Origin of the sequence: Piscinibacter gummiphilus, assembly GCF_002116905.1 — a bacterium.
GTDB lineage: Bacteria > Pseudomonadota > Gammaproteobacteria > Burkholderiales > Burkholderiaceae_C > Rhizobacter > Rhizobacter gummiphilus.
The window spans coordinates 2,411,793-2,426,934 of sequence record NZ_CP015118.1 but is presented as its reverse complement, the minus strand read 5'-3'; the positions used below and the strand labels follow the sequence as shown (position 1 = coordinate 2,426,934).

Genomic DNA, 15,142 nt, shown 5'->3' with positions numbered 1-15,142 from the left:
CCGGGTCGGGCGCCCAATCGAGATCTAACTGTTGTGCAAGGATGGGATTATGGCATCGGATTGACACACCAGTCACATACCCGACCGGCACGGGAGCGCCCGAATGCGATAATCCGCCCCGTTTCCGACCCTGCCTGATTTCCCTCGGGCGCATCTCCTTGGCATCCGACAAAGAACTGTCCGATTTCCTGAAAAGCGTCGAGCGGCGCGCGTTCAAGCGCGTGGTCTACGCCGTGCGGGACGACGATGCCGCCCTCGACATCGTCCAGGACGCCATGATCCGCGTCGCGGAGAAGTACTGCGACCGCCCGGCCGCGGAGCTGCCGCTCGTGTTCCAGCGCATCCTCTCGAACGCCACCATGGACTGGTTCCGGCGCCAGAAGGTGCGCGGCGCCCTCTTCCGGAACTTTTCCGACTTCGAGTCGTCGAGTGACGACGCCGACTTCGACCTGCTCGAAACCCTCGCCGGCCAGGATGAGGATTCCGTCACGGAAAGTGCCGCAGACTCCGTGTCACGGGCTCAGATCCTGCTTTTGATCGACGGCGAGGTGCAACGTCTCCCAGCGCGTCAACGGGAAGCCTTTTTGCTTCGTTACTGGGAGGAACTCGATGTCGCCGAGACGGCGGCGGTGATGGGCTGCTCGGAAGGAAGCGTGAAGACGCACTGCTCCCGGGCCGTCCATGCGCTGGCAGCGAGCTTGAAGACCAAGGGAATCACGCTATGAACAACCACCGCCCCGGACCCGCCCCGAACCTCGACGCCCTCGAAGCCCGCTTCGCCCTCCGCGCCACCGCACGACTGACCGAACAGGCCGACGCCCTGCCCCAGGACATCACCGAGCGCCTGCGCGTCGCCCGCGAGCAGGCGGTGCAGCGCGCCCGCGCCCTGCGCACGCAGACGGCCGCGGCCACCGCCCCCTCGCAGGCCGGTCCGGTGCTCACCTGGCCGGGCGCCGGGTCCGACTCGGGCGGCGGCTGGTGGGTCAAGCTCGGCGCCATCCTGCCGCTCGTGGCCCTCGTGGCCGGCCTCGTGCTGATCCAGGACTGGCACGGCAGCAACCAGATTTCCGCGGCCGCCGAGATCGACGCCTCGCTGCTCGCCGACGACCTGCCCCCGTCCGCCTACAGCGACCCGGGTTTCCTGGAGTTCCTCAAGTCCCCGCAAGATTGATTTGTCCCGCCTGACCGATCGGATCCGAACCGTGCCTGTTTCCCGCTCCGTCCTCTCGTGGTGCCTCGCGTGTGCGCTCGCAGGCGCGGCCGGCTTCGCCGCGCACGCGCAGACGGGCGGCTCGCCCCGCGCATCCGCCCACGCGGGCGAGGGACGCTCCTGGAACTCGCTGACCCCGGCGCAGCAGAACGCGCTGCGTCCGCTCCAGAAGGAATGGAACTCGATCGAGGCGAACCGCAAGACCAAGTGGATCGAGGTGGCCGACAAGCTGCCGTCGATGCACCCCGAGGAGCGCGAGCGCATCCAGGCCCGCATGACCGACTGGGCCAACATGACGCCGGCCCAGCGCGGCCAGGCGCGGCTGAACTACAAGGAAGCCCAGCGCCTGCCGGCCGAGGACCGCAAGGCCCGCTGGGAGGCCTACCAGTCGCTGTCGTCCGACCAGCAGCGTGACCTGGCCGCCCGCGCCGCCCCGGCCAGCAGCCCCGCCCGCCGCCCGCGCCGCGACGAGCCGGCCGCGAAGTCCAACGTCGTCCCGAACACCGCCTACGCCCAGCGGCCGGCCGCCATCGCCCCGTCCATCGCCCAGGCCCAGCCCGGCGCCACCACGAACCTCGTGACCAAGCGCCCCGCCCCGCCGGTCCACCAGCAGCCCGGCTTGCCCAAGATCCCGGCCGGCGCCTCGTTCGTCGACAGCAAGACGCTGCTGCCGAAACGCGGCGCCCAGGCCGCGGCCACGCGCACCGCGTCGGCCGCCTCCACCCCCATCGTGCTCGACCGCCCATGACGGCCCCGGCGGCCGCCGGCCCGTTCCCGTTCAAGACGCCCAGCGTGCGCCGGCGCTTCGCTTCGGTCGTGTACGAACTGCTGGTGATGTTCGGCGTCGGTCTCATCTGCGGGGCCATCGGCGCCGGCCTGCTCGCCATCGCCGGGCGCCCGCAGGACACCCTCTCCGAATTCATCGCGTTCGGCGTCTACGGCGTCTACTTCACATGGTTCTGGAGCCGCCACGGGCAGACCCTGCCCATGAAGACCTGGCACATCAAGGTCGTCGACACGCTCGGCCAGCCCATCTCCCGCACCCGCGCGGTCGCCCGCTACCTGGTCGCCACGCTGTGGGTCGCACCCCCGGCCCTGCTGTGGCACGGCGAACACCGCCTCTGGGTCATCGGCGTCTGGGGCGTCCTGTACGGGCTCTCGGCCCTCCTGCTGCCGCAGCGCCAGTTCCTCCACGACCTGATCTCGGGCACGCGCCTGATCGACGTCAAACCCGCCGTGCCCCAACCGTCGACGCGCTGACACGCGCGCGAGGCACAATCGCCCGCCATGACCAATCCCTACAAGGGACGCCTCGGTTTCGACCGGATCGTCCACGCCATCGGTTATTCGTTCGACGGCCTGAAGTCGGCCTACCAGGGCGAGAGCGCCTTCCGCCAGGAGACGTGGGCCGCCGTGGTGCTCGTGCCCATCGCCCTGTGGCTCGGCCCCACGTGGCTCGAGAAGCTGCTGCTGATCGGCGCCATCGTCTTCGTGATGATCGTCGAGCTGCTGAACTCCGGCATCGAGGCGGCCATCGACCGCATCTCGTTCGACCGCCACGAACTCTCGAAGCGGGCGAAGGACCAGGCGAGCGCCGCGGTGTTCCTGTCCGTCTTGCTCGCGAGCGCGACGTGGCTCACCATCATCTGGCAACGATTCTTCGCCTGAGGAGGCGACCGACCATGCGCACCCTCTGTGTCTACTGCGGTTCCAGCCCGGGCACCGACCCGGCCTTCGCCGACGCCGCCCGCGCCGTCGGCACCCTGATCGGCCGCGAGGGCTGGCAGCTGGTGTACGGCGGCGGCCGGGCGGGCCTGATGGGCATCGTCGCCGACGCGGCCCTGGCCGCGGGCGCCCCGGTGATCGGGGTGATCCCCGAAAGCCTGATGGCACGCGAGCTGGGCCACCCGGGCCTCACCGAACTGCACGTCGTCGAGACCATGCACCAGCGCAAGACGATGATGGCCGAGCGGGCCGACGCCTTCGTCGCCCTGCCCGGCGGCATCGGCACGTTCGAGGAGCTCTTCGAGGTGTGGACGTGGCGCCAGCTGGGCTACCACGACAAGCCGGTGGGCCTGCTGAACGTGGCGGGCTACTACGACGCGCTGCTCGCCTTCCTCGACCAGTCCACCGGCAAGGGCTTCATGCGCGCCGCCCAGCACGAGCTGCTGCAGGTGCACACCGACCCGCGCACGCTGCTGGCACGCCTGGGTGTGATGGCCGACGGCGCCACGGCCCCCGACGACTACCGCCTCATCTGACCGCACCATGGAAAAGGCCCGCGTGACGCGGGCCTTGTCATGAGCGGGACGGGGCTCAGACCGCGGCTTCGTCCGTCTCGCCGGTGCGGATGCGCACGACCTGCTCCACGGCCGTGACGAAGATCTTGCCGTCGCCGATCTTGCCGGTCTTGGCGGCCTTCACGACGGCCTCGATGCAGCGGTCCACGTCGCCGTCCTTCACGACGACCTCGACCTTCACCTTCGGGAGGAAGTCGACCACGTACTCGGCGCCACGGTACAGCTCCGTGTGGCCCTTCTGGCGGCCGAAGCCCTTCACCTCGGTGACCGTCAGCCCGGTGACCCCGACTTCCGCCAGCGCCTCGCGCACTTCTTCGAGCTTGAACGGTTTCACGATCGCGGTGATTTGTTTCATGAGGTCTCCAGAACTGATGGATCTGATGGGAATAGGCCTAGTTTAAGCGCGGAAGCCGGACGTGATCGGGTAACGCCAATCTCGCCCGAAGGCCCGGTGGGTGATTCGGATCCCCACGGGCGCCTGCCGGCGCTTGTACTCGTTGATCTTGATCAGGCGGGTGACCCGCTCCACGTCGGCCGGCGAGAAGCCCGCGGCGACGATCTCGTCGATGGACTGGTCGTCCTCCATGTAGCGCTGGAGGATGGCGTCGAGCACCTCGTACGGCGGCAGGCTGTCCTGGTCCTTCTGGTCCGGGCGCAGCTCGGCCGACGGCGGGCGCGTGATGATGCGCTCGGGGATGACCTCGCGGCCCTGCGCGTTCTTCCAGTTCGCCAAGCGGTACACGAGGGTCTTGGCCACGTCCTTGATGACCGCGAAACCGCCGGCCATGTCGCCGTACAGCGTGCAGTAGCCCGTGGCCATCTCGCTCTTGTTGCCGGTGGTGAGCACGATGCTGCCGAACTTGTTCGACAGCGCCATCAGCAGCGTGCCGCGGATGCGGGCCTGGATGTTCTCCTCCGTCGCATCCTCGGCCCGGCCCGCGAACTCGCCGGCGAGGCTGCGCTTGAAGGACTCGAACTCCGGCACGATCGAGATCTCGTCGTACCGCACGCCCAGGCGCTCGGCCATGTCGCGCGCGTCGATCCACGAGATGTCGGCGGTGTACGGCGACGGCATCATCACGGTGCGCACCTTGTCCGCGCCGATGGCGTCCACCGCCACCGCGAGCACCAGGGCCGAGTCGATGCCGCCGCTCAGGCCGATGATGGCACCGGGGAAACCGTTCTTGCCGATGTAGTCGCGCACGCCGGTGACCAGCGCACCCCAGGCCTGGGCCTCGAGCGACGGCACCTCGGCCACCTCGCCGCGCACCGAACCGCCCGACACCTCGACGATCGTCAACGCCTCGTCGAACATGGGCGAGCGCGCCGCGATGGCGCCCGAGGCGTCCACGGCGAACGAGGCACCATCGAACACCACCTCGTCCTGTCCACCCGTGAGGTGCGCGTACAGCACCGGCAGGCCGGTGTCGCGCGCGCGCTCGGCCATGCGGGCCTCGCGCTCGGCCACCTTGCCGAGGTGGAACGGCGAGGCGTTCAGCACGCACAGCACGTCGGCGCCGGCCGCCTTCGCGAGGCGGGCGGGCTCCTCGTACCAGGCGTCCTCGCAGATGTTGAGGCCGAACGTCACGCCGCCCGATTCGAACACCACCGCCCCGAGGCCCGCGTCGCGGCCCGAGACGAAGTAGCGGCGTTCGTCGAACACCTGGTAGTTCGGCAGCTCGCGCTTGGCGTACGTCGCGGTGATGCGCCCCTCCACCAGCACCGAGGCCGCGTTGAGCCGGTTGGGTTCGGACTGCGAACGTGTGCGCAGGCCCGTGCGCTGGTCCGCGAGCTGCGGATGGCCCACGACGACGGACAGGCCGGGCAGGTCCGCGAGCGCCTGGGCGCAGTCGGCCAGCGCCTGCGCACACGCCTGCAGGAAGGCCGGGCGCATCAGCAGGTCCTCGGGCGGATAACCGCACAGGCTCAGCTCGGGCGTGAGCACCACGCGAGCGCCCGACGCGTACGCGCGGCGGGAGAAATCGATGATCTTGCGCGCGTTGCCACCCAGGTCGCCCACGGTGGCGTTGATCTGGGCGAGCGCGACCTTGACGCTGGGCAGGGAAGGCATGGGCATGGGGGGAAAAGGCTCGGCCGATTATGTCATCCGGGTGCCGGGCCCTCGCCCGGCGGCGGCCCCTCGCGGAACGGCGAACTCGCCTCCAGCTGCGCCACGTAGCCGTCGATCGCCTCGGTCTCGCGGCCGAGGAAGTCCTCGATCGCGGCGGCGAAGCGCGGGTCGGCGATCCAGTGGGCCGACTGGGTGCGCACCGGCATCAGCCCGCGGGCCATCTTGTGTTCGCCCTGCGCGCCCCCCTCGAACGTGCCGACGCCGTTCGCGAGGCAGAACGCGATGGCCTGCAGGTAGCAGGTCTCGAAGTGCAGCCCCGAGACGAACGTGGTGCTGCCCCAGTAGCGGCCGTAGAGCACGCCGTCGCCGAGCACGTTGAGCGCACAGGCGATCGGACGCCCCTCCTGCTCGGCCAGCACGAGCACGAGCGCCTTCGGGCAGCGTTGGTGCCATTCGAGAAAAAACGGCAGCGTGAGGTACGGCGACGACCAGTGCGCCTGGTAGGTGTTCACATAGCAGTCGTAGAAGAACTCGAGGTGCGCCGTGCCGAGGTCCGCGCCGGTCAGCCAGCGGAACGTCACGCCCGCCTTCTCCACCTGCTTGCGGTCCTGCTTGATCTTCTTGCGCTTGTCGTGCGAGAGGCTCGCCAGGAACCCGTCGAACGAACCGTAGCCCGCATCGGTCCAGTGGAACTGCACCGACTCGCGCACCAGGAACCCTTCGTCCACGAGCGCCGAACGCGCCCCGTCGTCGACGAACAGCGCGTGCACCGACGACACCTCGCGTTCACGCGCGAGCGCCACGACGGCCTGCGCGAGCCCTGCGCGCGACGCCGCATCGGCGGCGAGCAGGCGCGGGCCCGTGACCGGAGAGAACGGGGCGGCCAGCACGAGCTTCGGGTAGTACGGCAGGCCGTGCCGCTCGAAGGCCTGGGCCCAGCCCTGGTCGAACACGAACTCGCCGCGCGAATGCGACTTGAGGTAAGCCGGCGCCGCCCCCACGAGGCGGCCGTCCGACTCCAGCAGCAGGTGCTGCGGCAGCCAGCCGGTGCGGCGCGACACGCAGCCGGAGCGCTCCAGCAGCGAGAGGAAATCGAACCCGACGAAGGGGTTGCCGCCGGCGAGGCGCTGCCAGGCATCGCGATCGACGCCTTCCAGGGATTCGACGACCCGCGCCGTCCAGGGCGCTGCTGCAGAGGGTGTGGTCACAGCGGCCGACTCTACCGCCTCGGCGCGGGGTCCGCGCGGGCGGGGGCATCCGCCGGCCGGGGTCAGGCCACCGCGGCGAACGACGCCGGTTCCTCGGCGCGGGGGGATTCCACCACGACCACCTGCCCGTTTTCCATGCGGATGAGCCGGTCGGCCAGCGGGAAGTACCGGTCGTCGTGCGTGATCGCCAGGACGGCCTTGCCGCGCGCCTTCAGGTCCGGCAGCAGTTCGCGGTAGAAGACGTCCTTGAACACGGGGTCCTGGTCGGCCGCCCATTCGTCGAACACGAGGAACGGCCGGTCCTCCAGGTAGGCGACGACCAGGGCCAGCCGCTTGCGCTGGCCGAGCGACAGCGACCGGGTGGTGAACGCCCCGTCGCGCACCTGCACCTTGTGCTGCAGGTGCAGCCGCGCGAGCAGCGCGTTGCCCCGTTCGTCGAGGTCGGCCGAGTCGAGGTCGAGCAGCCGGTCGAACAGGTGGAAGTCGGAGAAGATCGCCGAGAAGGTCTGGCGGTAGCGGTCGCGGCCCGAGTCGTCCACCACCTCGCCGTCCAGCAGCACCTGTCCCTCCTCCGGCCGGTACAGCCCCACCAGCAGTTTCGCAAGCGAGGTCTTGCCGCTGCCGTTGCCCCCGACGAGGTAGGTCACCTGGCCCGGGCGGAACGTGAGGTCGACGGGGCCCAGCGTGAAGATGTCGTCCACCCCCTCGTGCCAATAGCGATGACACACACCTTTCAGCACGATGTGGTCGAAGCCCCGCACCGGCGGTTTCGTCACCGCGGCCTCGGAACACGCGAGCTGCTGCGCGATCTCGTCGATGCGTGCCGCCGACACGCGGGCCAGGTTGGCCCGCGGCAGGCTCATCAGCAGGATCTCGAGCGGCGCCACCATGTAGACGAACACGAGGGCGAAGCCGGTCATGATCCGCGCGCGGTCGGGCACCTCGCCCACGAGCACGAACAGCACGAGGCCGATGAACGCGTAGATCAGGAAGTTGCCCCAGGCGGCCGACACCACGAACACCGACATGCCGAAGGCCCGGCGGCGGCGGACGGTCTCGATCGACGCGCCGAGCACGTCGTGTGCGAAGGCCGTCCGCTTGGCCGCGTTCAGCCGCAGCTCCTTCGCGCCGTCCACCAGCGAGCGGAAATGGCCGAAGAGATGGTCCTGCTCCATCGACGCCGCGTCGAGGTGGCGGATGGCCCGCAGGTGGGCGACGTGGTAGCCCACCGACCCGAGCCCGATGACCACCGCCGACGCGAGAAACACCTGCCACGACAACAGCGCCATGTAGACGAGGCACCCCGCCACCACGATGGCGTTGACGAGGATGGCCGGGAAACTCACGAAAAATCCGGCCACGTTGGCGCTGTGCTCCGACAGCGCCGACTGCACCTTCGGCGCGCCGATCTCCTCCAGCCGCCGGTAGTCGCTGCCCAGCACCCGCGCGGAGATGAAGCGGCGCAGCTCGGCGTGGGCATGCTGGCTCAGCCGCTCGAACAGCACCGACGAAGCCATGTGGCTCAGCATCGCCGCCACCGCGATGGCGGCGAAGCGCCAGGCGAGCGCCGTGCGCGCGGCGCCGTCGGGCGCGGTCAGCGCCGCGTTGATCTGGGTGACCAGCAGCACGCCGCAGACGCCGGAGACGATGCTCGCGAACGCCGCGGCCACCAGCAGGTGGCGGGATTGTCGGATCAGATGGGACAGCACGGCAGAGGCACCTCGGGACCGGGCATCACCGCCCTGCCCGAGAAGACGCACGACCGGCCGCGCCGTTTACCCGCTCGGGCGGCGGACTGAACGAACGGGGCCGCCGCTCGTCTGGTCCTGCATGAAGCCTCGACACGCCCCGGCCCACCCATGATCGCGCTGCTGTCCCCCGTGTTCCAGGGCGAGTGGGCTTCGCTCGGCGAGACCCTCGACTGCGCCTCCCCACGTCCCCCGCAGGCGATGCCCGTGAGCGCGCTGCTGGACGATCCGGCCCGGTTGTCGGGGGTGCTGCAGCGCCACGCCCGGTCGCTCGGTGTCGCCGGCCCCGACCTGCGCGCCACCGCGTCGGCCTGGACCCTCGCCTACCTGTGGGCGCTGCTGCCGCCGGTCATCGCCGCCGCCAGCCTGTTCCAGCACCGGTTCCCGGTGGCGGCCGCCGGCCTCGCGGTGTCGCTCGACTTCCACGGGGTCCCGCGGCGCTTCCACCTGGCCGACGAGGGCACCTCGCTGCCCGGCAGCGGCACGGCCGACCGCTACGGCCCGCTGTTGTGGAACCACCTCGCCCCGCTGTTCATCGCCGTCTCCGCGCAGACGCGCCTGCCCCCGAAGGTCATGTGGGGCAACGCCGCCCGGTACGTCGGCGCGGTGTTCGAGCACCTCGCCGGCACGGGGAGCGCTCCGCCACAACTGGCCCGGGACCACGAGATGCTGATGCACCAGGCGGCCTGGCCCGGGGGCTGCGACAACCCGCTGCACCCGCGGGTGAGGCCCGACCCCGCCCTGCACCGTCAGTGCTGCCTCTACCACCTGCTGCCGGGACAGTCGCCCTGCCGGGGCTGCCCGCTGCACGATGCGGCGATCAGCCCGCCTGCTCGAACCCTTCCAGCACGTTCGCCGTGAGTTCGCCCACGCGGGCCACGGCATACCCGCCCTCGAACACGAACACCGTGGGCAGGCCCGCCCGCGCGAGCGCCTCGCCGACCCGCAGGTAGTCGGCGGCCGCCAGGCGAAAGCCCGAGATCGGGTCGCCGTCGAAGGTGTCGACCCCGAGGGAGACCACGAGCGCCTCGGCGCCGGCACGCTGCACCGCCCCCAGCGCGTCGGCCAGCGCCGCGGACCAGGCCGCGTACCCGGTGCCGCGCGGCAGCGGCAGGTTCAGGTTGTGGCCGAGGCCGTCGCCCGCCCCCGTCTCGTCGGCATGGCCCAGGTAGAACGGGTACTCGGTGCGCGGGTCGCCGTGGAGGCTCGCGTAGAACACGTCGGCGCGGTCGTAGAAGATGGCCTGCGTGCCGTTGCCGTGGTGGTAGTCGACGTCGAGCACCGCGACCCGGCCCGCGCCCCCGTCGCGCAGCGCCTGCGCCGCCAGTGCGGCGTTGTTGAGGAAGCAGTAGCCGCCGAAGAAGTCGGCCCCGGCGTGGTGGCCCGGGGGCCGCGTCAGCGCGAACGCGGCGCGGGCGCCGTCCCGCACCCGGTGGGCGGCGGCCAGGGCGCAGGCCGCACCCTCGCGGGCGGCCGCCCAGGTGCCCGCGGTCAGCGGCGTGCCCGCGTCGAACGAGAACAGCCCCATGCGCGCGGCGAAGTTCGCGGGCACCACGTCGCTGCGGTGGTGCCGCACCGGCCAGCAGGACGGCAGGGCATCACGCTGGTCGTTGCCGGGCGCGAGCGCCACCCATTCGTCCCACGCGCCCTCGAGGAACTCGAGGTAGCGGGGCTGGTGCACCGTGGCCAGCAGCGCGCCGTCGATCGCGGGCGGCGCCTCGATGGGTCCGAGGCCGCGCAGGCGCAGCTCGTGCAGCACCCCCTCGGCCCGAGCGGGCACCTCGAAGCAGGGAACCAGCTCGCCCCGGAACATCTCCAGCCGACCCGCGTGCCCCGCGTGCCGGCCGTTGTGGAAGGTGATCACGCCGCCCCCGGCGTGGCCCGCTGCGCGGCCAGCAGCGCCAGGCCCTCGTGCAGCGCGGGGAACAGGCTGCGGTTGAAGTTGTTCCAGCGCAGTTCGAGGATGGTGTCCTGCGGGTCGATCTCGGTGCCCAGCACGTCGCAGATCACCTCGCCCGAGTCGATGCCGTTGTCCACGTAGTGGAACGACGCGCCGGTGCGCAGCAACGGCGGCACCGGGCGTGTCGCCCGCGTGGTCCAGTCGACCACCTTCTCCCCGCGGGCGCCATGCAGCGCGTCGAGCGTGGCGTAGGCGCCCCGCCGTTCGTACGGCGACTCCAGCCGCGTGATGCCCGGGTGGATGTTGACGATGCGGCGGTGGTACGCCGCCCCCGGGCGCACGAGCTCGTCGAGGATGACCAGCAGGCCGTCGATCACCACCAGGTCGGCCCCCACGGTCTCGAGCTTGTCGAACAGCCGCGCCTCGAAGGCCCGCTTGGCCGCCGGCCGCTCGGGCGCCCCCAGGGGCAGCCGCCGGTACGAGGACGGCACGCCGCACGCCAGCGTGTCGACCCGCCGCCCCTGCACGGCCAGGCCTTCGGGGAAAAACCAGGGCCGGCCGGGCGCACTCGCGAATCCGTAGCTGGCGAGCTTCTCGCGGTCGGCCGCCAGGCCTTCGTCATCATCGTGGATGACGGCCTCGAGGCTGTACGAGTCCCCGAGCGGGGTGCCGTTCAGGGCCTCGACGAGGTACTCCAGCGGCGATTTCATGTAGCGCTCCCCGCCGCGGTAGGCCACGGGCTGGCCGGCGCGGTCGGCAGCGGCGTTTCTCAGGGACCACAGGTAGGCGAGGCGGATCTTGGGCATGGGTCGGAGGCACGGGCGCCCGGAACCACCGGGCCTGCAGACCAAGACGGGCGCGGCCGCCGGGCGTTTAGCCCTGACTAAACACCAGGGGCGCTCATTCGTCTTGTCCGGATAGCGCGCGCCGGAGCCGGGCCCCGGCGCGGCCACTCCCGTCCCGGCACGCCGTCACGCGGCGGATCCGGCCGGACCCCGACCCTTTCCCGCAAGGACTCCCCATGCTCGCTCACGATCTCGTCGGCATCGGCTTCGGCCCCTCCAACATCGCGCTCGCCATCGCGCTCGAGGAAAAGCGCCAGGGGGCCCACCGCGTCGACGCGATGTTCATCGAGCGGCAGCCCGACTTCGCCTGGCACAAGGACATGCTGCTCGGCCGCGCCCACATGCAGATCTCCTTCCTGAAGGACCTTGCCACCCTGCGCAACCCCACGAGTCGCTTCACCTTCGTCAACTACCTGCACGAGAACGACCGGCTCCAGGACTTCATCAACCTCAAGACCTTCTTCCCCACCCGCCACGAGTTCAGCGACTACCTGCGCTGGGCCGCCGCGCAGTTCGACGACCGCTGCGCGTACGGCGAGGAGGTGTTCGAGGTGCTGCCCGAGGCCCACGGCGGCGAGGTCACGCGGCTGCGGGTGCGATCGCGCGACACCACGGGCCGCGTGCGCGAGCGCCTCGCCCGCAACCTCATCGTCAGCCTGGGCGGCACGGCGCGCATTCCCGAGGCGTTCCGCCCCCTGAAGGACGACCCCCGTGTCTTCCATTCCAGCACCTACCTGAGCGACATCGCCCGCCATGCCGGCGCCCGCCGGGTGGCCGTCATCGGCGCCGGGCAGAGCGCCGCGGAACTGTTCATGGACCTGCACGGCCGCCCGAACGCCCCGCAGGTCGACCTGATCATGCGGGCCCGGTCCATCAAACCCTCGGACGACAGCCCCTTCGTCAACGAGATCTTCAACGCCGACTTCGTCGACCACGTCTTCGACCGCGACGAGGCGGAACGCCAGGCGCTGCTGGCGGAGTACCGCCACACCAACTACGCCTGCCCGGACCTGGACCTGATCGCCGAGATCTTCCGGGTGTTCTACGACCAGAAGGTGGCCGGCGATTGCCGCCACGGCATGTACCGCCACCACGAGATCATGGACGTCCGGGCCGACGGTGCCGGCGTGCACCTGCGGCTGTTCGACAAGGATTCCGGCCTCGAGCGCACGCTCCGCTACGACGCCGTCGTGCTGGCCACCGGCTACGAACGCCGCCAGCACCTCGACCTGCTGGCCCCGCTCGCCCCGTACCTCGGCGCATTCGACATCGACCGCCACTACCGGCTGCGCAGCACGCCGGACTTTCGTCCGGCGGTGTTCGTGCAGGGCGCGTCCGAGGCCACCCACGGGCTGAGCGACACGCTGCTGTCGATCACCGCCGTGCGCACCGGCGAGATCACCGACGCCCTCCACCTCGCGAACGCCGCCCACCGCCCGGACCCCCATCCCGCCCCGGGGCCGCTGGCCCGCGACGCCGCGCTGGAGCGCTCCTGACCCGACCCGTCCCCCCGCCCCGCCGGTCACGCCCGGGCCCAGGGAACCCGGGCGGGCCGTGCGGTCATCCCTCCCCACCGATTCCTCCACCAACCTGTCGAATCATGACAACAAGCACAAGAACAGCCTCCACCCACGGGACCCCGGTCCCGCTCAAGCCCGTCGTCCATGCGATGCACGTGGCCCTGCTGGGCCTCGCGCTCGGCTCGGCCGCCCACGCACAGGAAACCCAGGCCCCGGCAGACACCCCGGCCGCCACACCGGCGTCCGGCACCACCCTGCCGGCGGTCAAGGTGCGCGCGCGCGACGAGGCCGAGACCGGCACGGGCCCCGTGCGCGGCTACGTCGCCAAGCGCAGCACCGCCGGCACCAGGACCGACACGCCCATCGTCGAGACCCCGCAGTCGATCTCGGTCGTCACCGCCGACCGCATCGAGGCGATGGGCGCCACGAACGTGAAGGACGCGCTGTCGTACACGCCGGGCATCAACAGCTCGCCCTGGGGTGACGACACCCAGTACGACTGGATCTACATCCGCGGCTTCGACGCCTACTCGCCGGGCTTCTACCTCGACGGCCTCGCGCTGCGCAACGCGGGCAGCTGGGCCGTGTGGCAGACGGAAAACTACGGCACCGAACGCATCGAGGTGCTGCGCGGCCCGTCGTCCGTGCTGTACGGCCAGAACGGCCCCGGTGGTGTCGTCAACGTGGTCAGCAAGCGCCCCACGGCCACGCCCCAGAACGAGATCCAGGTGCAGCTGGGCGATCCGGAACGCCGCCAGGTCGCCGGCGATTTCTCCGGCCCGCTCACCGAGTCGGGCGAGTGGCTGTACCGCATCACGGGCCTCGTGCGAGACGGTGAAACCTCGCGCGGCCTCTCCGACGACCGGCAGTTCATCGCCCCGTCGCTCACCTGGCGCCCGTCGGCCGCCACGAACGTCACCTTCCTCAGCCAGTACCTGCGCATGCGCGTCGGCTCCGACTGGTCCTCGTACCCGGCCGAGGGCACGCTGCTGCCCGCCCCGAACGGGCAGATCCCCATCTCCACCTTCGTCGGCGAACCGGCCTTCAACCGGTACGACCAGGACCAGTGGATGGTGGGCTACCTCGCCGAACACAAGATCGACGACCGCTGGACGGTGCGGCAGAACCTGCGCTACGCACGCTTCGACACCGACTACAAGACGATGTACAACGGCGACTTCGTCTCGAAGACGGATCCGACCGATCCGGCCTACTACCGCACGATGAGCCGCACGCCGTTCGGCAGCCTCGAGAAGTCGCGCTCCCTGGTGGTCACCACCGAGGCCGAAGCCCGGCTGCAGACCGGCCCCGTGTCGCACACGCTGCTGGGCGGGCTCGACTACCAAAACACCCGCTTCGACATCGAGGCGAACTATGGCGGCACGGTCGCACCGATCGACCTGTACGCCCCGGTGTACGGCAGCCCGGTGACCCTCGCGCCGGCCTTCCTGAACCAGCGCACCACGCTCTCCCAGACCGGCCTGTACCTGCAGGACCAGCTCAAGTTCGACCAGCGGTGGGTGGTCACGGTCGGCGGCCGCTACGACAGCGCGAGCACCGAGACGGAGAACCACCTGGGCGGCACGACGAACAAGGACACCGACCACAAGTTCACGAGCCGCGCCGGCGTCGTCTACCTCGCCCCCGCCGGCTGGGCGCCGTATGCCAGCTACTCGGAGTCGTTCGCCCCGAACACGACGGTCGACCCGTCCACCGGCAAGCCCTTCAAGCCGCAGACGGGCCAGCAGGTCGAGGCCGGCGTGCGCTACCAGCCGCCGGGCCGCAGCGAGAGCTACAGCGCCGCGGTGTTCGACATCCTGCGCCGCAAGTACGTGACGTGGGACACGACCACCCCGCCGCCCACCCCGAAGCAGACGGGTGAAGTGGAGGTGCGTGGCGTGGAACTGGAAGCCTCGTTGCAGCCCATTCCCCGGATGAACCTGTTGCTGGCGTACACGTGGATCCCGAAGGCGGAGGTCACCGAAAGCCCCAACGCCTCGGAGATCGGCAAGCAGGACAACGCCGTGCCGGAGAACCAGTTCTCCGCGTGGACCGACTACCGGTTCGACGGCGGTTTCAAGGCCGGCCTCGGCGTGCGCTACGTCGGGTCCACCTACGGCTCGAAGAGCGCCTCGCTGGCCAAGATCCCGGCGTACACGCTGGTCGACGCCATGATCGGGTACGACTTCGGCCGCTGGGCCCTGGCGCTCAACGCGCGCAACCTCGGCGACAAGGTCTACGTGGCGAACTGCGACGGCAGCGGCCTCAGCTGCTCGTACGGCACGGAGCGCAAGGTCAACGGCACGGTCACCTACCGCTGGTGACCGGCCGTTCCGCCCG

General features: G+C 70.6%; 15 protein-coding genes. 9 read left to right on the top strand and 6 right to left on the bottom strand.

Annotated features, from left to right (window positions below; genetic code table 11):
• Window positions 1–158: 158 nt before the first annotated feature.
• Genes A4W93_RS10805 through A4W93_RS10780 form a run of 6 tightly spaced genes read left to right on the top strand, consistent with a single transcriptional unit; the run spans window position 159 to window position 3,471 of the window.
• Window positions 159–725, top strand: coding sequence for an RNA polymerase sigma factor (locus tag A4W93_RS10805; RefSeq protein WP_085750613.1), 567 nt, complete (start codon window positions 159–161; stop codon window positions 723–725).
• A complete protein-coding gene (locus A4W93_RS10800; protein ID WP_085750612.1) occupies window positions 722–1,171 on the top strand; it encodes a DUF3619 family protein in 450 nt (149 codons plus the stop codon). Before A4W93_RS10805 ends, A4W93_RS10800 begins: the two co-directional genes overlap by 4 nt.
• Window positions 1,172–1,202: 31 nt before the next feature.
• Window positions 1,203–1,958, top strand: coding sequence for a DUF3106 domain-containing protein (locus tag A4W93_RS10795; RefSeq protein ID WP_157782144.1), 756 nt, complete (start codon window positions 1,203–1,205; stop codon window positions 1,956–1,958).
• Window positions 1,955–2,470 carry an RDD family protein gene (locus tag A4W93_RS10790; RefSeq protein WP_085750610.1) on the top strand — a complete coding sequence of 172 codons (516 nt, stop codon included), beginning with the start codon at window positions 1,955–1,957 and terminating at the stop codon, window positions 2,468–2,470. Before A4W93_RS10795 ends, A4W93_RS10790 begins: the two co-directional genes overlap by 4 nt.
• Before the next feature lie 27 nt (window positions 2,471–2,497).
• Window positions 2,498–2,878: a diacylglycerol kinase gene (locus A4W93_RS10785; RefSeq protein WP_085750609.1), complete on the top strand. Its 381-nt coding sequence runs from the start codon at window positions 2,498–2,500 to the stop codon at window positions 2,876–2,878.
• A gap of 14 nt (window positions 2,879–2,892) precedes the next feature.
• Window positions 2,893–3,471: an LOG family protein gene (locus A4W93_RS10780; RefSeq protein WP_085750608.1), complete on the top strand. Its 579-nt coding sequence runs from the start codon at window positions 2,893–2,895 to the stop codon at window positions 3,469–3,471.
• A gap of 55 nt (window positions 3,472–3,526) precedes the next feature.
• Here A4W93_RS10780 and A4W93_RS10775 read toward each other — a convergent pair whose 3' ends face one another.
• The 4 genes from A4W93_RS10775 to A4W93_RS10760 all read right to left on the bottom strand — a co-directional run bounded on the left by A4W93_RS10775 (window position 3,527) and on the right by A4W93_RS10760 (window position 8,498).
• The gene (locus tag A4W93_RS10775) at window positions 3,527–3,865 is read right to left on the bottom strand and encodes a P-II family nitrogen regulator (protein ID WP_056662224.1); all 339 of its coding nucleotides are present in this window, start codon (window positions 3,863–3,865) and stop codon (window positions 3,527–3,529) included.
• Window positions 3,866–3,907: 42 nt separating this feature from the next.
• The gene (locus tag A4W93_RS10770; protein WP_407081706.1) at window positions 3,908–5,587 is read right to left on the bottom strand and encodes an NAD+ synthase; all 1,680 of its coding nucleotides are present in this window, start codon (window positions 5,585–5,587) and stop codon (window positions 3,908–3,910) included.
• A gap of 26 nt (window positions 5,588–5,613) precedes the next feature.
• The gene (locus A4W93_RS10765) at window positions 5,614–6,789 is read right to left on the bottom strand and encodes a GNAT family N-acetyltransferase (protein ID WP_085750607.1); all 1,176 of its coding nucleotides are present in this window, start codon (window positions 6,787–6,789) and stop codon (window positions 5,614–5,616) included.
• Window positions 6,790–6,851: 62 nt separating this feature from the next.
• On the bottom strand, window positions 6,852–8,498 hold the full coding sequence (locus A4W93_RS10760; protein ID WP_085750606.1) for a cyclic peptide export ABC transporter: 1,647 nt from the start codon (window positions 8,496–8,498) through the stop codon (window positions 6,852–6,854).
• A 150-nt stretch (window positions 8,499–8,648) separates the two neighbouring features.
• On the opposite strand from A4W93_RS10760, the gene fhuF reads away from it, so the two are divergent.
• Window positions 8,649–9,398 (top strand): siderophore-iron reductase FhuF, encoded by a 750-nt coding sequence (gene fhuF / locus A4W93_RS10755; RefSeq protein WP_085750605.1) that lies wholly within the window; start codon window positions 8,649–8,651, stop codon window positions 9,396–9,398.
• On the opposite strand, the gene A4W93_RS10750 is transcribed toward fhuF, so the two are convergent.
• On the bottom strand, window positions 9,358–10,350 hold the full coding sequence (locus tag A4W93_RS10750) for a histone deacetylase family protein (RefSeq protein WP_085750604.1): 993 nt from the start codon (window positions 10,348–10,350) through the stop codon (window positions 9,358–9,360). The two genes, fhuF and A4W93_RS10750, sit on opposite strands and share 41 nt — an antisense overlap.
• A gap of 47 nt (window positions 10,351–10,397) precedes the next feature.
• Window positions 10,398–11,243, bottom strand: coding sequence for a formyltransferase family protein (locus A4W93_RS10745; RefSeq protein WP_085750603.1), 846 nt, complete (start codon window positions 11,241–11,243; stop codon window positions 10,398–10,400).
• A gap of 215 nt (window positions 11,244–11,458) precedes the next feature.
• On the opposite strand from A4W93_RS10745, the gene A4W93_RS10740 reads away from it, so the two are divergent.
• A complete protein-coding gene (locus tag A4W93_RS10740) occupies window positions 11,459–12,778 on the top strand; it encodes a lysine N(6)-hydroxylase/L-ornithine N(5)-oxygenase family protein (protein ID WP_085750602.1) in 1,320 nt (439 codons plus the stop codon).
• Window positions 12,779–12,882: 104 nt separating this feature from the next.
• Window positions 12,883–15,126 (top strand): TonB-dependent siderophore receptor, encoded by a 2,244-nt coding sequence (locus tag A4W93_RS10735; RefSeq protein ID WP_237357756.1) that lies wholly within the window; start codon window positions 12,883–12,885, stop codon window positions 15,124–15,126.
• Window positions 15,127–15,142: the final 16 nt, after the last annotated feature.

Bases quoted from the DNA above. Each gene is read 5' to 3' on its own strand.
- A4W93_RS10750 (WP_085750604.1), bottom strand. From the start codon at position 10,350: ATGTTCCGGGGCGAGCTGGTTCCCTGCTTCGAGGTGCCCGCTCGGGCC.
- A4W93_RS10785 (WP_085750609.1), top strand. From the start codon at position 2,498: ATGACCAATCCCTACAAGGGACGCCTCGGTTTCGACCGGATCGTCCAC.
- A4W93_RS10740 (WP_085750602.1), top strand. From the start codon at position 11,459: ATGCTCGCTCACGATCTCGTCGGCATCGGCTTCGGCCCCTCCAACATC.
- A4W93_RS10800 (WP_085750612.1), top strand. From the start codon at position 722: ATGAACAACCACCGCCCCGGACCCGCCCCGAACCTCGACGCCCTCGAA.
- A4W93_RS10735 (WP_237357756.1), top strand. From the start codon at position 12,883: ATGACAACAAGCACAAGAACAGCCTCCACCCACGGGACCCCGGTCCCG.
- fhuF (WP_085750605.1), top strand. From the start codon at position 8,649: ATGATCGCGCTGCTGTCCCCCGTGTTCCAGGGCGAGTGGGCTTCGCTC.
- A4W93_RS10770 (WP_407081706.1), bottom strand. From the start codon at position 5,587: ATGCCCATGCCTTCCCTGCCCAGCGTCAAGGTCGCGCTCGCCCAGATC.
- A4W93_RS10745 (WP_085750603.1), bottom strand. From the start codon at position 11,243: ATGCCCAAGATCCGCCTCGCCTACCTGTGGTCCCTGAGAAACGCCGCT.
- A4W93_RS10780 (WP_085750608.1), top strand. From the start codon at position 2,893: ATGCGCACCCTCTGTGTCTACTGCGGTTCCAGCCCGGGCACCGACCCG.
- A4W93_RS10775 (WP_056662224.1), bottom strand. From the start codon at position 3,865: ATGAAACAAATCACCGCGATCGTGAAACCGTTCAAGCTCGAAGAAGTG.
- A4W93_RS10790 (WP_085750610.1), top strand. From the start codon at position 1,955: ATGACGGCCCCGGCGGCCGCCGGCCCGTTCCCGTTCAAGACGCCCAGC.